The organism is Enterococcus sp. AZ088 (assembly GCF_051714845.1).
Taxonomy (GTDB): Bacteria; Bacillota; Bacilli; order Lactobacillales; family Enterococcaceae; genus Enterococcus; species Enterococcus faecalis.
Window position 1 is genome coordinate 1,907,355 of sequence record NZ_JBIOSQ010000001.1, and the last position, 18,902, is coordinate 1,926,256.

General features: G+C 37.6%; 11 protein-coding genes and 1 pseudogene. All 12 read right to left on the reverse strand.

Translation table 11 applies throughout. The features are described 5' to 3' along the window. Positions 1–3 precede the first annotated feature (3 nt). The gene (locus tag IGL17_RS09215) at positions 4–1,203 is read right to left on the reverse strand and encodes a pyridoxal phosphate-dependent aminotransferase (RefSeq protein WP_016618163.1); all 1,200 of its coding nucleotides are present in this window, start codon (positions 1,201–1,203) and stop codon (positions 4–6) included. 38 nt (positions 1,204–1,241) lie between these two features. Further along, complete coding sequence (locus IGL17_RS09220) at positions 1,242–1,760, reverse strand: cell wall elongation regulator TseB-like domain-containing protein (RefSeq protein WP_002382785.1); 519 nt, start codon at positions 1,758–1,760, stop codon at positions 1,242–1,244. 75 nt (positions 1,761–1,835) lie between these two features. Then, on the reverse strand, positions 1,836–4,625 hold the full coding sequence (locus IGL17_RS09225; RefSeq protein WP_016618162.1) for an ATP-dependent DNA helicase DinG: 2,790 nt from the start codon (positions 4,623–4,625) through the stop codon (positions 1,836–1,838). A gap of 180 nt (positions 4,626–4,805) precedes the next feature. Continuing rightward, positions 4,806–6,182, reverse strand: a complete 1,377-nt coding sequence (locus IGL17_RS09230; RefSeq protein ID WP_016618161.1) for a hypothetical protein — start codon at positions 6,180–6,182, stop codon at positions 4,806–4,808. A gap of 217 nt (positions 6,183–6,399) precedes the next feature. Then, complete coding sequence (locus IGL17_RS09235) at positions 6,400–7,857, reverse strand: amino acid permease (RefSeq protein WP_002356790.1); 1,458 nt, start codon at positions 7,855–7,857, stop codon at positions 6,400–6,402. A gap of 210 nt (positions 7,858–8,067) precedes the next feature. After that, positions 8,068–12,423: a PolC-type DNA polymerase III gene (locus IGL17_RS09240; RefSeq protein WP_016618160.1), complete on the reverse strand. Its 4,356-nt coding sequence runs from the start codon at positions 12,421–12,423 to the stop codon at positions 8,068–8,070. A gap of 241 nt (positions 12,424–12,664) precedes the next feature. Then, positions 12,665–13,000, reverse strand: coding sequence for a hypothetical protein (locus IGL17_RS09245; protein ID WP_078126821.1), 336 nt, complete (start codon positions 12,998–13,000; stop codon positions 12,665–12,667). 3 nt (positions 13,001–13,003) lie between these two features. Beyond that, on the reverse strand, positions 13,004–13,294 hold the full coding sequence (locus IGL17_RS09250) for a hypothetical protein (RefSeq protein WP_179117022.1): 291 nt from the start codon (positions 13,292–13,294) through the stop codon (positions 13,004–13,006). 13 nt (positions 13,295–13,307) lie between these two features. Continuing rightward, positions 13,308–14,621: pseudogene (locus IGL17_RS09255) on the reverse strand (hypothetical protein). 13 nt (positions 14,622–14,634) lie between these two features. Then, positions 14,635–15,171, reverse strand: coding sequence for a hypothetical protein (locus IGL17_RS09260; protein ID WP_016618267.1), 537 nt, complete (start codon positions 15,169–15,171; stop codon positions 14,635–14,637). A 515-nt stretch (positions 15,172–15,686) separates the two neighbouring features. Beyond that, a complete protein-coding gene (locus IGL17_RS09265) occupies positions 15,687–17,405 on the reverse strand; it encodes a proline--tRNA ligase (RefSeq protein WP_002359769.1) in 1,719 nt (572 codons plus the stop codon). Between the two features lie 71 nt (positions 17,406–17,476). Continuing rightward, positions 17,477–18,745: an RIP metalloprotease RseP gene (gene rseP, locus IGL17_RS09270; RefSeq protein WP_002362168.1), complete on the reverse strand. Its 1,269-nt coding sequence runs from the start codon at positions 18,743–18,745 to the stop codon at positions 17,477–17,479. Positions 18,746–18,902 lie beyond the last annotated feature (157 nt).

Genomic DNA, 18,902 nt, shown 5'->3' on the forward strand with positions numbered 1-18,902 from the left:
CTTTTAGGCGTTGTGCTGAATCCGTTTCTTTTCTATAAAGTCGTTCATTCGCTCAATCGCTTTTTCTAACGTCATTAAATCTGTCGCATAGCTCATCCGCACATGTTCTGGTGCACCAAAGCCCTCTCCCGTTACCAGAGCAACATGCGCTTCTTGTAATAAATCTTCCACCCAATTAGTCACGTTATCATACCCACAAATTTCTAATGTTTTTTTGACATTCGGGAATAGATAAAAGGCGCCTTCAGGTTTTATTAGCGAAACACCTGGCAAAGCTGCTACTTTTGGATAGATATGATTCAGGCGTTTTTCAAAGGCCTGACGCATGTCTTCAACTGTCGTCTGTTCACCTGTTAAAGCCTCAATTGCCGCATATTGGCTAACCGCGACTGGATTACTGGTGGATTGTGAAGCGAGTTGTGTCATTGCTTGAATAATTTTTTCATCACCGACTGCAAAACCAATGCGCCAGCCTGTCATTGCATATGTTTTGGAAACACCATTTATAATGATTGTCTGTTGACGAATTGCTTCTGAGATGGTTGCAATTGGTGTGAACCGATGTCCATTGTACACCAAACGACCATAAATATCATCTGCAATAATGAGGATATTATGAGCAACTGCCCATTCACCAATTTGGCGTAATTCTTCTTCCGTATAAATAACACCAGTTGGGTTAGATGGTGAATTTAAAATGATTGCTTTTGTTTTGTCCGTTCGTACAGCTTCTAATTGTGCGACTGACACTTTAAATGATTGCTCTTGCGTGCTTGATACAAATACTGGCTTGCCTTCTGCTAACTTGACTTGTTCACCATAACTTACCCAATAAGGGACAGGGATAATCACTTCGTCCCCAACGTTCAAAATGGCTTGAAATAATAGATACAGCGCATATTTGGCACCATCTGTCACAATAACTTGCTTGGGTTGATAACGAAGTTGATATTCTCGTTCCACATAAGAGACAATTGCTTGCTTTAATTCAGGAATGCCGCCAGAAGGTGTGTAATAACTTGCTCTTCCATCCTCAATTGAAGCAATTGCTGCTTTTTGAATATTTTTCGGGGTTACAAAATCTGGTTCCCCAACCGTTAAGCTTAAAACATCTACACCTTTTGCTTTTAATGCTTTCGCTTTGGCGGCAGCTGCTAATGTAACAGAAGGAGTCAATTGCTGTGCTCGATTTGATACGTTCATACACCTTTCACTCCCACTTTCATCAAAACCTATCTAAATTAAATATCTTTGACAACGTTGATCTCTTCGCCTTTATCAAAGCTCATCAGATAATACGTCAGTACTCCTTGATCATTTTCGGTGACCACTTCCCATGCAGGGCGCTTATCATAAAGCCCTAACGTAGCTTTCATCACCGATTCATCGGGATGGGCTTTAGCAACAATGTCTGTTATTTGTTGTTCAGTTTGACCATCTTTTTGATTTAAGACCGTGACTTTTTCTCCCGATTTAGGGACAATCACGACAATCTCTGTGCCTTTATCATTTTTGCCGGTTAAAGTAAAATACGTATTTTTGCGTGTAAACCAGTAAAATTTATCAACTGTTTCTAAATTAGCAGAAGTTTTGGCAATTGCGGTTGCTTCTTTTTTTGCTTGAGCCATTGGTTGATTGGTTCGTACAAAAAAGATAATTATTGTTACAAGAATTGCTAAAAGGATTGCCAATAGGGTTAAAAGGACAGTAATCCGTTTTTTCTCTTTCTTTTCTTCTAATTCCTCCAAAAATCCTTCCATCCTCTCTAAACTTACTGGGTCTTATTATAGCAGAAAAATAGCGGCCTTTCACAAATATGACCTAAAAATAATCGATTATTTGTTTAAAAATTCCTTTAATTCTTCTAAAATTTCAGGCATAGGCGCTTCTTTTACTGAGAGTCCCTTAGGAAACGCTTTGATTAATCGTTTGCCATATTTTGCAGTGACTAAACGACGATCCAGAATCAGCAATGCCCCTCTATCTTCTTCAGAACGGATTAAACGGCCCAGTGCTTGTCGCAAACGTAAGGCTGCTTTCGGTACCGCTTCTTGAGCAAATGGTTGTATCCCTTCTGCTTCTAAATACGCATATTTTGCTTGCACAAGTGGTCGTTTCGGGTTTTCAAAAGGTAAACGCGTGACTATCAATAACTGTAAAGCTGTTCCTGGTAAGTCCACACCTTCCCAAAAGCTATCGGCTCCTAGTAAGACATTTGGTTTTCCATTAGAGAACCGTTTAAGAATTTTTTCACGACTGCCGCTAATCCCTTGGGCGAGGACCTCTTGTCCTTTTTCCAATAATCTTGGCTGGACTTGATGATACACGGTGGACAATAATTCATGCGAAGTAAAAAGAACCAACATCGAACGTTCCTCTTGCGCCATCAATTTTTCAATGGTATCTGAAATGTATTGACCCATTTCATAGGAAGAGGCATTTTGAATGGCTACTGCTTCTTCCGGTACATAGACTCGCGCATTTTCTGCATAGTTATATGGCGTTGGCAGGGTTTTGAACGTCACCTCTGTTAAACCTAACCGTTGCGGTAAATACTTTTTATTGTTGCCAAACTTCAATGTGCCGCTTGTATAAATAATTCGTTCATACCGCGGATACCACTTTGTTTCAGGAAGCAAACTAGCTTCTAAGTCATGAATTTCAATCAAGCCATGGTCTTCATTTTGTGGTAAATATTCTTTTACCCAACGTGGACGCCAATCATCAAGATAAATGGTAAAACAGTGATGAATACGTTCAATTTCATCAAAAAATTGAAACAAGCGAACAAAAACGATGCGATCAGCCAAACTAAAGGTTTCCAACTGACTCATAATTGTTTGCTGTAACTTACTTTGAATAGTTAACAGCTCCTGCAGTAAAAGCTGGAGCGTTTGACTATGTTTTTCTCCCGCAGCAGATAAATAATCAATACGTTCTTTGGTTAAAAGCAACTCCTGATGGTCTATCCGCTTCTGTGTTTTACTAAATAAACGATGCAGTTCAAAAAGAAAATCTTGCCATTCATCCACAAAATCCAGTAAACCTTGCTGATAAATTTTTACAAACCGCTGCTCTTCAGAAAACTGTTGAAAAATTTGCTGTAAAGCAACAAAAAGTTGTTCTTTTTCAATAAAATGTGTGACTTGTTTTTTTAGTAGCACACTGTTCACTCGTTCGCTCGCCATCCGACTAGCGATGTCTGGTAAATGATGTGCTTCATCAATAATTAGCCACGGACTTTCAGGTAATAACGGTTGTTTTCTTAGCGACTCTTGCGCCAAAAATGCATGATTAACAATCAACACGTTACTTTGAGCGACTTTTTTATACAGATGTCTTAAAAAGTCAACTTCATAAAGTTCATCTTTTTTTGAAAGAAAATCCAATCCGCGATGTGTAACTTCTTTCCAGAATAAATGATTTAAATTCGTCAATTGTAGTTCATCTAAATCGCCCGTTTCTGTTTCTAGCAACCAGACGAGAACGCCCATTTGATAAAGAGCGTATTGTTTTTGCGGAGTTGGCTGATTCAACGTTGCCTTAAAGCGTTGTAAATCAAGATAGTGTCGATGGCTTTTAATAACAATGCCTCGTAATTTCCCTTGGCAGATTTGATTGGCTAATGGTAAATCTTTTTCCACTAATTGATTTTGTAAAACAATCGAAACTGTTGAAATGATGACTGGTTTTTCTGGCGTTGCTAAATAGCTCATTGGCAACAGATAGCCTAATGTTTTTCCCGTTCCAGTCGCCGCTTCAATAAATAAATCTTTTGTCGTTCCTTCTGTAAAATGATCATAAACTAAATTCATCATCCGACTCTGTTCCGCACGATAAGCGAAACGTTCGCCAAACAGTTTTTCTTTGGCTTTTTTAGTTTTGGGATACGTGCTAGTCTGATAGAACGTTTCTTCAAAAAGAGGAACTTCTTTTTTGCGTAAAGCAATGCCACTGACCACTTGATAAGCTGGATTTAATGGTGTGACTTGTTTTTTCATTAGTTCATACGTTTGTTGAATAAAAGTACTGGTTTCCCGCGCTGTCTGTTGACTTAATTCCGCAATTTTTTCCATAGTGACTAATGGTAAAGATTTCATTTTTTCTTGAATTAATAACAAAAGTTCGGCTGTAACCTGCGCATCACTATCTGCTTGATGGGGATTCTCATGAGACAAACCTAAGCTTTCCGACAAATCACTTAAACGGAAACTTTTTTCTGTCGGTAAAAAAATCTGTGCCAATTCCACTGTATCAATGGCTGGAATAGTAAGTGGCGGCGTGCCACACCGTACCAGTTCACGAGCTAAAAAATTATAATCAAAGTGGACGTTATGCGCCACAAAAATAGTATCTTCCAGATAATGATAAATTGTATGTGCTACATCTTCAAAATAAGGCGCTTTTTGAACTTGCGTATTACTAATCCCCGTTAAACTTTGAATTTGTTTTGGTACTACTTGATTGGGATTCACATCTGTCGCAAAGTTCGCAATAATCTTTCCATCTTGAACGAGAACGCATCCAAACTGAATGATCCGATCACTTGTAGGATCTGTTCCAGTCGTTTCAAGGTCAACTACTGCATACACTTGTTTGTCTTTCAATGACTTCACGCCTTTCATTCATCTTTGAAAATTATACTACAATTTATAGGATTTTCACTAGTATTTCAAAAATTCTCTTGAAATCTTTTCCAGAGATAATAAGAAAGAGCCTGAAACAAAAATCCAAAGTGATTTTTGTTTCAGGCTTAAAAGCTGATAAACTGAACGGTTTTGTCTTACCTTCTCCTAAATAAACGATTAATAACAGTCAAGGATTTTCTGCATATACTGGTTTAATTGCCCATAGCCTTCCAATTCTCTGATTACTGGGAGCGGACAACGAACCTTTTTATTAAATAGTGTCCGCTTTTCAACATATTCTGTAACTTCGTCTAAAAATTTATCTAATCCTTTTTCTAATTTCATACAACTTAACTGATTGCAAATTCGCACGTCTCCTGCCTTTTTCTTTTGAACTTGTTTAAATGATTGTGAGAATGCTTTTGCTTCAAACATTTGTGCTTCTAACTGTCTTTTTTCAATCGTTATTTTCGGAACTGCTTGATTTCCATCAGTATCCTCTAACTGGCGACTCATAAAGCGACGATAAATTTCCTCTTCTAATTCGTCCAATTGTCGTTGAAAGTCTGCAGGAATTGTCCGACTTGATGAATTTTCTTTCTCACTTTCCATAGAGACAGCTTCTTTTTCTGGCTTCTGTTCCTCCTCTTTTTCGGCAGACTCATTCGCTGAATTTAGCGAGCTTTTTTCTGTTTCTTGTAGAAAAGTAAATAAAGGTTTTGCCGCAGTGCTCTGCTGGTTTTCTTGTTTTTTTTCTAGCTGCACTTCTTTAATTGGCGCTGGTTCAGATAACACTGGTTCTTTCGCTGGTTCTTCAAGCACTAGTTTGTTAACGGGAAGCACTGCTTCACTTGTTGCTACAGTTGTTTCACCTTCTTGATTTTCCAGATTATCAGGCGATAGATTGACGTCTGGTTGTTCCAGATTAGTATCCTCTGATACTTTTAGCGATGCCTGTTCTGCGGCTATCACAGGAGAAGCTCTTTTCAAATGGATCGTTTTTATTTGTCTAGAAATGACGGGATTTCTCGTTTGATTAACGGCTTCATTTAAGGAGGCTAAATTTTCTTTTAAAAGTGTCAACATTTCACGTAAGACAGCAATTTCACCAGCTAATTCCGTTAATTGATTTTCTTGCGGCACTACTTGCACATTGGTTTCATTCATACGGACTGTTTTTTTATTTTTAGTTGTCGGTATTTCATACATCCATTGTTTCAATGCGAATCGTAAGTCACGAGTGGTCGGCTCAAAGCTTCCAAAATAAACAGTGTAGTACATTAACTCCGTTTCAACATAGACATAAATCTTTTTAACAATTAACTCTTCAAACTGTTCTGATTCATCCCAACTTTCACATAAAGCCTCAAAAAATTGTTCCCCTTCTGCTAAATTTTGGTACTCTTTCGCTAAATAAAGCTTGCGAATTAAGTAAAAATTATACGGTGTTTCAACATTATCCGCATAAATTTCTCGTCCTAAAAAATCTGGATTCGTTTCTTTACAAAGAAAGACCGTTTTCTCTTCTGGTTGTGTTTCAAGTGTTTTAGTCATGAGGTTCACTTCCTTTTTCTCCGTTAATAACCATTTTTAATGATAGATACCTTTAGTATACAGGAGAAATTCTTCTGATTTTCTCATATTTTTAAGAGACAATAGAAATTTTAGAGAAAAATCGACAGAAAAAAACGTGAGACAAACAGTCCTATTGACCATTTATCTCACGAAAAATACTTAAACTGACTATTTTATCCTTGAAACATGTAACCAATTATTCTGCTGAATCAATTGGCAAAATCGTGTCTTTTTTCTCGCGACGTGCAATTGCTGGTAAAATCATTCCTAATAGAATTAAGACGATTGGTGTCACAATGTTAGAAGCTAATTGGAACAACCAGCCTTGGGGATCTGAGGCATACTCAAATTTAGGCACCATTCCTAGGATACAAGCAAAGGCTGTAAATAGGAAACACCAGAGACCAAACACAAAACCAATTTTAGGATTTTTAACAAATTTATATTCTGAATTAAATTGTTTGTATGCTTTGTTTAGAAGCATATAGGCAAAGAAGACCCACAAGTAACGCATTGGCATAACTACAGAATTTAAGTTAGTTAGCCATTTAACCACTTCGTTCATGTCCTTCAACCCAAACATCGGTAAAGCAATAATAATACTTACTAAAATACCTGTTAATAAGTAACCATTAATTAACGTACCTTTTTTCGTACGTTTACGTAACCAACTTGGAACAAATTCTGGATCTGCTTCAGCTAAAAGAATTTTCAGTGGAGCATCAATTGAAAAGGCTAACGCAGCCACTTGACCCACTGTATTCGTCAAAGCATAAACAATCATTAAGAGATTACCGACACCATAATATGCGCCTAATTTTTGGAAGGCACTGTAGGCACCATTTGCCATTAAATCTTTAGGAATATTGTCACTTGAGAATAACATTCCCATTGCAAATGAACCTAAAACAGCCGATAAACCAACCATTGCTGCTAGGAAAATCATTCCTTTAGGGAACTCTTTGGCTGGATTTTTAGTTGCATTTACGTAAGGAGAAATTTTTTCAGCGCCACCTACCGCAAAAACTAACATTGATACGGTTGTAAAATAACTAAAGTCAAATTTAGGAATGTAGGTGCTGACTTGTGACATGTTTGGCGTCGCAAATTCAACCGTTGAATTAATAAATGGTGCGCCTACCGCTAATAAAATAAATAAAATAGACATCACAAACATGGCGGTTCCAGCTAAACCACCAATAACTTTTAAGGTGGTTAACCCTTTTGTTGATAATAACAAGAAAACCAAGAAAATTATTAATGAAATAAATGATACCGTTACGATTGGCATCGTATTGACTAAGTTTCCATTCCCTTGAACTGCCCAACCTAAGGCAATTAAAATTGCTTGTGGTTTTTGTGCCAAGTAAGGAATGTGCACTACCCAATAAGTCCATGCTGCATAATAGGCTAGACGTTTAGTACTGGTATTTTGCACCCACGAACTAACTCCACCATTGCTGTCTTTAAATGTTGAACCTAACTGTCCTACGATTAACGCATAGGGAATAAAATATAAAACTAAAATCAAAAGCCATGAAGTGACCACTGAAATCCCTTGTTGTGCATAATTATTCACAACATTTCCAAGACCCCAGACCATGTTAAAGGCAATTAACCCGACGGTGAACCATCGTAATTGCTTTTTGTCCATATAACCAATTCCTTTCTTATTAAAAAAATAAAGCTCTTCATTTATCATAAGCATTTTACTTTTTATGCACAAGCTCAACATAATTAAATAAAGATGGCTTTTTAATAAGTAATTAAAACGCTTCTAGCAATGATTTTCTAATTTATTTGATGACTAAAAAAGGCCGGTGAATAAGTTGCTTCACCGGCCTTTTTCTAAAAGATTTTTCTTTTATAACATATCAAATAATGATAATTGGTTTTCATCTGGCAAGTCTTTTAAGACACCATTTTCATTCATGTATTCAATTAACGTTTTAGAAACTTTGCCTCGTGTTGCCAAATCTTCTTTCGACAAGAACGGTTGCTCTTCTCGCGCAGCGACAATGGCTTTCGCTACGTTGAGTCCTAAACTTGGCACTGCTCGGAAAGGTGCAATCAAGGTATCCCCTTCAATCACAAAATTTTCAGCGTCCGATTTGTACAAATCAATCATGCCAAATTTATAGCCCCGTTCCAGCATTTCATTACATAATTCTAAAACCGTTAATAAGTTCTTCTCTTTAGTGGAGGCGTCCATCCCTTTGTCCGTAATTTCTTTCATTCGTGCTTTCACAGCTTCTTTCCCTTGTGACATTGCCACTAAGTCAAAGTCATCCGCCCGAACGGAGAAAAATGCACAGTAATATAAGATTGGGAAATAAACTTTAAAGTAAGCGACCCGCAATGCCATTAATACGTATGCTGCCGCATGGGCTTTCGGGAACATATATTTAATTTTAGAACAAGAATCAATATACCAGTCAGGGACGTTGTTTTCTTTCATCGCATTTAAATACGTATCCCGTAGTTCATCAGGAATCTTATTCCATTGTCCTTTACGTACCGTTTCCATAATCTTAAAGGCCATCCCACTGTCCAAACCAGCATGAATTAAATATACCATGATATCATCCCGACAACCAATTACTTCAGCAAGATTGGCTTCGCCACGGCGAATCAACTCTTCTGCATTCCCTAGCCACACATCGGTTCCGTGAGACAGTCCAGAAATTTGAAGTAATTCTGCAAAAGTTGATGGATGGGTCTGCTCTAACATGCCTCGAACGAAACGTGTTCCAAATTCAGGAATTCCTAACGTTCCTGTTTTAGAATAAATTTGCTCTGCATCCACACCTAGAACCTCAGGTCCTTCAAAAATACGCATCACTTCTGGATCGTCTGTTGGGATGGTTTTTGGCTCAATCCCAGATAAATCTTGTAACATCCGAATCACGGTTGGATCATCATGTCCCAGAATATCAAGTTTTAAAATATTATCGTGAATGGAATGGAAATCAAAGTGCGTCGTTTTCCATTCTGCCTCTTGATCATCAGCAGGGTATTGAATTGGCGTAAAGTCATAAACATCCATGTAATCAGGAATTACAATAATACCGCCGGGATGCTGCCCAGTCGTCCGTTTAACCCCTGTTGAACCTTTGGCTAAGCGATCAATTTCAGCACCACGCAAATGTAAATTATGATCTCTTTCATATCCTTTAACAAAGCCATACGCTGTTTTGTCAGCTACTGTACCAATGGTTCCTGCCCGATAGACATATTCTTCACCAAAAAGAACTTTCGTGTAGTTATGGGCTTCGGCTTGATAATCGCCAGAAAAGTTCAAATCGATATCGGGAACTTTGTCGCCATGGAACCCTAAGAACGTTTCAAAAGGAATGTCGTGACCATCTTTAAACAATCGAGCACCACATTTTGGACAGGCTTTTTCAGGCATATCAAACCCTGAACCATAGGAACCATCTTCATAGAACTCAGAATATTGACACTCAGGACAATAATAATGTGGCGCTAAAGGATTTACTTCAGTAATCCCTGTCATTGTCGCAACAAAACTCGAACCGACAGAGCCCCGTGAACCGACTAAATAGCCGTCTTCATTACTTTTATGCACCAGTTTTTGAGAAATTAAATAAATGACCGAGAAACCATTCCCGTTAATCGAATTCAGTTCCTTTTCTAACCGTTTTTCGACAATTTCTGGTAAAGGATCGCCATACAATTCGCGCGCACGATTGTAGCTTAAATCAGTGATCTCTTGTTCAGACCCAGGAATTTTTGGCGTATACAAATCGTCTTTTACTGGAATAACTTCTTCACATAAATCAGCGACTTTGTTGGGATTTTCTACTACAATTCGCTTAGCGACGTCTTGTCCTAAAAATTGAAATTCCGTTAACATTTCATCGGTGGTTCTGAAATGAACCTTTGGTAAACTATGGCGATTTAACGGATTAGCGCCACCCATAGACCCGACTAAAATTTTCCGATAGATGGCATCTTCTTCATTTAAATAATGAACATTTCCAGTGGCGACAACCAGCTTGCCAAGTTCGTCACCGATTTTCACCAGATTACTAATAATTTCTTCCAAATCTGCTTCATTTTTCACCAATTCTTGTTCAATTAATGGCGCGTAAACTGGTTTGGGCATAACTTCAATATAATCGTAGAATTTGGCACGATTTTTTGCTTCTTCGACACCTTTTTGCATCATTGCTTCAAAAATTTCGCCGTTTGAACATGCGGAACCAATTAAAAGCCCTTCTCTTAACTTCGATAATTGCGAACGAGGAATCCGTGGTACTCGGAAAAAATAATCTACATTGGACATCGAAATCAATTTAAAAAGATTTTTTAATCCTGCTTGAGTTGTTGCTAAAATCGTTGCATGGAAAGGTCGAGCTCGTTTGTATGAATCTCCTTCGCCAATATGACGATTCAAATCATCATGGAAATGCATATCATGATTCTCTTTCGCTTCTTTTAAGAAAATCCAGCACAAATGACCTGTTGATTCCGAGTCATAGATGGCGCGGTGATGTTGTTCTAAGTTGACGCCAAATTTTTTCGATAAGGTATTTAGACGATGGCTTTTGAAATGTGGATACAAGAATCTGGATAATTCTAATGTATCGATGACGGGATTAGCCGCTTCAGGTATTCCATGTTTGCCATAACTTGTATTTAAAAACCCCATATCAAAAGAAGCGTTGTGGGCCACTAAAATAGTTCCTTCTGAAAACTCTTTAAACATGCGTAAAACTTCTTCTTCGGATTTTGAACCGCGCACCATTTCATCTGTAATCCCAGTTAAATTGATCGTTGTTTGAGATAATGGATGGCCAGGATCAATAAATTGCTCAAAAGTCTCAATGACATTTCCTTTGTGCATTTTGACTGCGGCCAATTCAATAATTGTATCATAAACAGCGGAAAGCCCCGTTGTTTCCACGTCAAAGACCACATAGGTAGCATCTGTTAATTCAATATGTTCTTCGTTGTAAGCAATGGGTACACCATCATCAACAATATTGGCTTCCACGCCGTATAAAATTTTAACGCCTGCTTTTTTACCTGCAGCATGGGCATCAGGAAATGCTTGGGCTCCGCCATGATCCGTAATTGCGATGGCCTTGTGACCCCATTTCCCCGCTTGCGCCACCAAGTCACCGACTTTATTGGTCGCATCCATTGTACTCATGTTACTATGCATGTGTAATTCTACACGTTTTTCACCTTCTGGCGCGTAGTCTTTTCTTGGCGCATGGGCGACTTCCATCAAATCTTGAGCATTCATGACTAAATCACGCATGAAGGTATCTTCTTGTACACTACCACGAACACGAATCCAACTTTGCGGTTGAATCGCATCAAAAACTTGTTCATCTTTTTCCCCATTCGAAAATTTCTTCACCACGAAAGAGGAAGTATAATCAGTTATTTTCAAAATTAAAATTTTTCGTTTAGAACGCAATACACGCACTTCTTTATCAAAAATAAAGCCTTCAATCGTTATCCGACGTTCTTCTTCCAGTATATTTCCCATTGGCATAATAGGTTCATCATTGGGAATATTCCGACCTAAACGAATTGGACCATCAAACGCAGGCGTTTGTTGTTGTTTTTCTTTTTTCATTTGTTCATGTTTAACAAGCGATTCAGCAGCTTGTTGTTGAAAGGCTGCGGCTTGTTCTAATTTTTGCTCTTCAAACTTTTTCAGCACTTCTGCAGCTTGCTGTTGATCCATTTTTGGTTCAATATGAAATTTAGGAAACCCGTAAGAGAAATAAAGTTCCTCAATAATTGGTAAATATTGTTGCTTCAAATAAGGAATAACTGCTTCATTATCAACAGGTAAAATAATTTTCCGATCTTCAAATTGTGGTGTCTGTGTTTTTAAGACTTTCTGAACTAACGGCGTATTGCATTGACTATTTAACAAGGCCAACTGCCAATAATCCGTTAATTGTTCCTCAGTAAATGTTGTCTGATTTGTGGTTATTTGAACGGAAACCTGTGCAATTTGTTGAAAAGCTAGTTCCAATTGTTGCATAAATGTTTGATATAGCATCACTGGCATCAATTCATCAAAACTTAAATGAAATTCCCATAAGCGACTTTGTTGGTGAACAATGACCTTGTCAATCCGGCCATTTTGAATTAAGGGATGTTCTTTCGCTGTGTCATCTAACTGAATTTGCGTCATCAGTTTATCAAATAAATCGCGTGCTTTTTCTGTCACAAAATGAACCTCCTTCTATCATTGAAAAAAGGCCCTCAGACAAATCTGTCAAGTGCCTTTTTTCGGTTTCTCTGCATTCGCTTCTCTATTAAGTATACTCGTTTTTTGTAAAAAAACAATCTTGTTCCGTCACTGGCTTGCTAAAAATTAGAGAACAAGAGTAATGTACTCGTGAAGAATCCCATTATTTGTATGAACATATTGAACAAAAAAATCCTGTCAATCCGTATTTACCAATCCTTTACAAATCCATTCTTGCCATTTCTTCCAATTTCTCAATCTCTTTTCGATAATTTTTCCGCATGGCTTGTTCTGTTTCTTCTAGAATTAAAACAAATCGGTTTTCTGTTCGTTTCACTTCATCTAAACTGGTGGCTATTTGATGATGAAACATTCGTTTGTCCCAAGTATCATTTCTAGTAAAATAAGCCACCTTGTCTACTAGTTGGTTCGTTTGTTGTCTAAATCGCTGGATTTCAGTGAAAACATGTTGCTGTTGTTGATTGATTCTGCGCTTTTCTTGATAATAGTTGTCTTCAATCATCTGGTAACTGCGGCGTTTTTCTTCCGGCGTCATCTCCTAACCTCCTTTTGCTGGTGTTTTTAAATTTGCGTCAGGAATCGTTTTCAAATAATGGCTCGCTGCGTCCGCCACTTGCCCTTGGAACGCACCTTTTAAGGAAGTAGGCAACGTAGTTTTTGATTGTTTGCTCATCAATTCTGAAAGTTTCTTGATTGTATGTGTGGAGGTTTGTTTGATTGTTGCGATTCTGGTTTGTTTTGCTGTAATCACAGCTTGAATGGCTTGGCGTTCTTGTATCTTTTGTACACGTTCTAATTCCAATTGAAGTTCTCTTTCCAGTTCATCCATGTGCGACATCCTTTCATTTCTGTGCAAATAACTGATTCCCTGCTTGGCGATCGTAGTCTTGAATATTTTTAGCCGCAGTTGTTAACTTTTCACTAAATGTCATCAGTTTTTGATTATATTGTTAAACTTGTTTCCGATTGTGACTGGCCTGTGCCTCGTCCCACAAACGACTTTTTTCATAGGGTGCAATCATTGCTTGGACCTCAGAATAAGACAAATATTGTCTAATTTCATTGGCACTTGTTAAAATTTCCTTGGAAATTTCTGCTAACGCTTGTTCTGTGTCTTGCTGGCTTTGTTTCAGCAATTTCTCCGCTTCTTCACCGATTGTTCTAGCCTGATTAGCTACCTGTAATGCCAAGTCTGCTCGTAACTTGATTTTTTGACCACCAGAAGCACTGGCAATTTTTGTATGTAAGGAACGAATAGCTTTATCAGTACCAGATTTTAATTTTTCCAAATTCGCATTCGTTTGCGCAAATTCGCCATAGAGTTCTAAGTACTCCTGCACTCGTTTTTTCGCTTCGGCTTCATTATTTGTGGTGGGATCCCAGTCGCCATTTTTCTTTGCCCAGACTTTCGCTGCTAACTTGACTTGCTCCAAAGTCATATTCGGTGCGAAAATGCCATCTTTGGCTAAACGATCCAAATCCAAGTCGTCTCCATCAAAATAGTTGGCTAAAGTATTATGTTCACCAACCCCTGAAATCGAAGAAAGCGTGCCATATTTACTATCACGTCCTGACAGTGCTGCCCACGAATCATTTTGGTAGCGAATCAAAAATTCTGGATTTTCTTGTAGCCACTGTTTTTCACTCGTCGTTAAACGTTCAAATTGATTGCGGCCCCAATCATCAAAACTGGTGGTACGAAAGCCCATTTCTTGCCCGTATTTCCCTGCCATTTTCATCATGTAGCCACCTGATTGACTAAAGCCTGCAACATCGGTAATTGTGCCGTTTTGCGAGGCGATTTTTTGCTGCGTTTGTTTTAAAAATTTTTCAGCTTCCTGATATTCTTCAGAAAGTCCACCTACAAAAGCTGTTCCAGCTGTTTCAAAGCCTTTTTTACCTTCATCGCCAAAGGAATTGGTACCAGCGTACACGACAGCGACGTTGTTATAGTCAGGTTTGCCTTGGTCATCTAAAGGGGCGATGGCCATGGCGTTTAGTTGGCTGGATTTGGTGCTGGCGGCTTTGTGGATGATTAGAAACTCTCTTTTTTCTCTCTCAACATCTAGTTTTATTGCATCACTGTTTGTATGGACTATCTCTTTAGTATCATTTATCGCTTTTGCTAAAGTTTCTGTTGTGATTTCATTAGACAAATTCCTTTACCTCCTAATAAGTTAATTCATAAATCTCTAGGTTATACATTATTTTTGCATTTGGACTTCCTTGTGTGGATTTTTTTAGTTTTTCAAAAACTTTCTTTTCGACTTCACTTAATCCGTTTGTAGCATTCTTCAAGCCAACTCTAACTGAAACATCTGTATTTTTGGGGTTCAATGAGTCTAGAACAAAATATTTTTCTGACTTATCATCATATTCTGCTTCATCTGTCAGAAGAAAATATGTCATAAAATATTTATCTTTTGAAACATATACATGTACTTTACTGTTCACATAATTCCCCAACAACGAAGGCCCATATCCTTTTGCATTCCGCCACTCTACACCAATACCTTGCCATTCAATCTTCTCAATGCCTTCGTAGTTTTCCACCAAATAGTTTGACACATATTTTTGAATTAAATCGATTCCTTGTTGGTAATCCTTTTCTATTGCTTTTTTATCCATGTATTGTTTCCCTCCAATTCCTATTATGATTAGTAATGCAGTAGCTAAACCAATTAGCCACCATCTTCCTTTTTTCACTAGCTTCCCTCCTTTCTTTTTATGTACAATCGTGTTTTAACATTCTATTGGATTCGTTCCATAAATCCCTTTCACTAGTACAGCGCCAATGCTACTGGGTTCCCTTTACTAACCTAACTTCATTCAATCGTTTCTATTCTGAAAGAGTATTTTCTTTAATTTTCTAACCTATTTTTTATTAGTTATAACCTCCTCTATTTAATCTAATGAATTAGTCACTATTTTATAATATCATTAACATATAATTTCTGTAAATATAATTTTAAATCCTATCTATATATGAAAATTTTGTTTAAAAACACAAAAATATCATTTAATCAGCTTAAATCACTTATTTATTTCCTTTGTTATTAAAAAAAATAAATGGAATAATTTTATATAGATTAATTTTTAAAATCGAATATTGTTTATAGCTTGAGACATTTAAGTTTTTTATTACATTAAAAAAGCTTAAAACAAAATCAGAGAAACTTTGATTTCGTTTTAAGCTTTATACTGTTATTAAGTTTGTTTATTTATTCCACTTCTGATGTTGTGTTCATCAAAATAGAAAGTGTACTTTCTAATTCTTCTTTGCGTACTTCCAACATTTCACCAGTACGTTTGATTTTGACTTCTACCACACCATCGACTGCTTTTTTCCCGACTGTGATACGGATTGGACAACCAATTAAATCAGCATCAGCAAATTTTACGCCTGCGCGCTCGTTGCGGTCATCAACTAATACTTCGTAGCCCGCTTCGGTCATCATTGCTTCAACTTCTTGTGATAGTTTTGTTTGGTACTCATCTTTCACATTCATTTGGACCACGTGTAAATCAAATGGCGCAATTCCTGTTGGCCAATTAATACCACGCTCGTCTGCATTTTGTTCAACGATTGCTGAAAGTAAACGACTAACGCCGATGCCATAGCAACCCATGATCACTGATTTTTCACGACCGTTTTCATCTAAAACTGTTGCGCCCATAGCATCACTGTAACGCGTTCCTAATTTGAAGATATGACCAATTTCGATTCCTTTGGTAAAGGCTAAGACACCATTGCCATCAGGAGAAGGATCGCCTTCTTGAACAAAGCGTAAATCTTCGTAACTAATTGGTTGGAAATCACGATCTGGATTTACATTTGTCAAATGATAGCCGTCTTCGTTAGCTCCAACAATGGCGTTGGCTAAATCTTGAACAGCTAAATCTGCATAAATTTTAACATCTTCAGAAACATTGACTGGACCAATTGAACCAAAGCCCGCTCCTAAGACACGGCGAGCATCTTCTTCTGTTGCTTCATCTAAGAAATCAGCGCCTAAGAAGTTTTTCAATTTGACATCATTGACATCATGATCGCCACGAACCAAGACCATTACTGGCTCTTCATCGGCAATAAATAGTACTGATTTAATAATTCGTTGTGGCTCAACTTCAAAGAAGTTTGCCACTTCGGCAATTGTACCCACTTCTGGTGTTGCAATTTTTTCTAAATCTAATTGTGTTTCATGTGATTTTTTCGGCGTATAAAGACTTGTTGCCATTTCTAAATTGGCAGCATAATCACTTTCTGTTGAATAACAAATAGTATCTTCCCCAATTTCAGAAATCGCCATAAATTCTTTAGAATCTTTACCACCCATGGCACCACCGTCCCCAATAATGGCACGGAATTCTAGTCCACAGCGTTCAAAAATGCGTGAGTAAGCTTTTTCGTAATCACGGTATGATTGATCTAAACTAGCTTCATCGGCATGGAAAGAATAGCCATCTTTCATGATAAATTCACGGCCTCTTAATAAGCCAGAACGTGGGCGTTTTTCATCACGATATTTTGTTTGAATTTGGTATAAATTCAAAGGTAATCGTTTGTAAGAATTGATTTCATCACGAATTAATTCTGTGAAAGTTTCTTCATGCGTTGGGCCTAAGATATAGTCACGATCATTGCGATCTTTTAAGCGATACAAGTTAGGTCCATAAGTTTCATAACGGCCTGATTCTTTCCAAAGTTCTGCGGGTAATAACGCAGGCATTAACATTTCAACTGCATCAATTTTCTCAAATTCTTCTCGCATAATCGTTTTTAATTTTTCTAAAACACGATTGGCTAAAGGTAAATAAGAATAAATCCCTGCAGCGACTTGACGAATATAGCCTGCGCGCAACAGAATTTGATGACTTAAGACTTCTGCATCATTTGGTACTTCTCTTAACGTTGGAATTAACATTTTTGACTGTTTCATTAAAACTCTCCTCTATTTTAAAATCAACTATTTTTGATTTCTTTACACACTTTTTTACTTAAGCTTTCTCCTTAAAAGAAAAAGCGTTGAATATCGTTCCAAGTAACTAACACCATTAACACCATGACAAACCCAAAGCCAATTAACGTAATGATGCCTTCTTTTTCAGGACTAATTGGTTTTCCACGTACACCTTCAATAATGTTTAAGACAATTTTCCCGCCATCTAAAGCTGGGATCGGCAACAAATTAATAATCCCTAAGTTCATTGACAACATGGCCATTAAGAATACAACTGTACTTACTCCAGCATTGGATGCTTCTTCCGATAATTTAAACATCATGACTGGCCCACCTAGTTTGTTTAAACTAAAGCCTGTGAATAGTGAGCCCAGTGCTTTAAAAATCTGTGTCGTACTATTTAAAGTATCCTGAATACCGCCCATCAATTTTGACGGTAAATCGGTTTTCATATAAGGATAAACACCGACTTTACCAATCGTTTGTTTTTCCACTTTTTGTTTTTCTGGTGTCACTGTTAGTTGCTCTTCTTTGCCGTTACGCTCAACTACGAACGTCAACGGCTTTTCGGGGTTCTTCTGCACAATAGTTGTAAAATCTTCGTATTTTTTGATTTTTTGATTATTAATCGATAAGACTTTATCGTTTTCTTTCAACCCAGCTTCTGCGGCTGGGCCATTAGGAATCACTTGTCCAATTTGATTCGTGTTTAAATCAGTAACGCCTCCTTGTAGAAAGACCGCTAACGTAAACAGAATAAACCCTAAGATAAAGTTATTCATGGGTCCCGCAAAGTTCGTCAAAATGCGTTGCGATAATTTCGCTGATTGAAATTGAACGTCAAGTGGCGCAATCCGCACCTCGGTTCCATCACTTTCAATAATCGTTGCATCATGGTCAACTTTATAAACGGTTTCTTCTTCCTCGTTTCCATTGACATAGCCCTTGATGAATAATTCTTTTTCAAGATCAAAATCAACGACTTCCATCGGAATGCTATGAGGTAATTGTACTTTTTTACTTGTATTAATTTTAACCACATTACCCACGGCATTTAACTCAACAGATAGAGGCATACCTGGTGTGATTTCTGTCATGTCTTCGCCCATCCCAGCCATTCGCACATAGCCACCAATTGGTAATAAGCGAATCGTATAAGTGGTGCCATCTTTTCCACGATGCGCAAAAATCTTTGGTCCCATTCCGATTGCAAACTCACGAACTAAAATACCCGCTCGTTTTGCAAAATAAAAGTGGCCAAATTCATGTACGAGGACAAGAATACCGAAGACAATAATGAATGTGATAATTGTTTTCATAGATGTCCTTCTTCCTTCATTCACTGACGTTCAGTGCTTTTTATTATTACATGGGAAAGTCTCGTAAAACTTGCTCTGTTCCCTTCCCGATAAACCAGTGCAACTGTTTACTGAGAACAGTCGCCACTGTTAGTGAACAAATCTTTCCTTATGTAAG

What these genes read in the sequence shown, in the direction of transcription:
- IGL17_RS09225 (WP_016618162.1), bottom strand. Translation starts at nt 4,625, where the DNA reads ATGAAAGGCGTGAAGTCATTGAAAGACAAACAAGTGTATGCAGTAGTT.
- IGL17_RS09250 (WP_179117022.1), bottom strand. Translation starts at nt 13,294, where the DNA reads ATGGATGAACTGGAAAGAGAACTTCAATTGGAATTAGAACGTGTACAA.
- IGL17_RS09235 (WP_002356790.1), bottom strand. Translation starts at nt 7,857, where the DNA reads ATGGACAAAAAGCAATTACGATGGTTCACCGTCGGGTTAATTGCCTTT.
- IGL17_RS09215 (WP_016618163.1), bottom strand. Translation starts at nt 1,203, where the DNA reads ATGAACGTATCAAATCGAGCACAGCAATTGACTCCTTCTGTTACATTA.
- IGL17_RS09265 (WP_002359769.1), bottom strand. Translation starts at nt 17,405, where the DNA reads ATGAAACAGTCAAAAATGTTAATTCCAACGTTAAGAGAAGTACCAAAT.
- IGL17_RS09220 (WP_002382785.1), bottom strand. Translation starts at nt 1,760, where the DNA reads ATGGAAGGATTTTTGGAGGAATTAGAAGAAAAGAAAGAGAAAAAACGG.
- rseP (WP_002362168.1), bottom strand. Translation starts at nt 18,745, where the DNA reads ATGAAAACAATTATCACATTCATTATTGTCTTCGGTATTCTTGTCCTC.
- IGL17_RS09245 (WP_078126821.1), bottom strand. Translation starts at nt 13,000, where the DNA reads ATGACGCCGGAAGAAAAACGCCGCAGTTACCAGATGATTGAAGACAAC.
- IGL17_RS09230 (WP_016618161.1), bottom strand. Translation starts at nt 6,182, where the DNA reads ATGACTAAAACACTTGAAACACAACCAGAAGAGAAAACGGTCTTTCTT.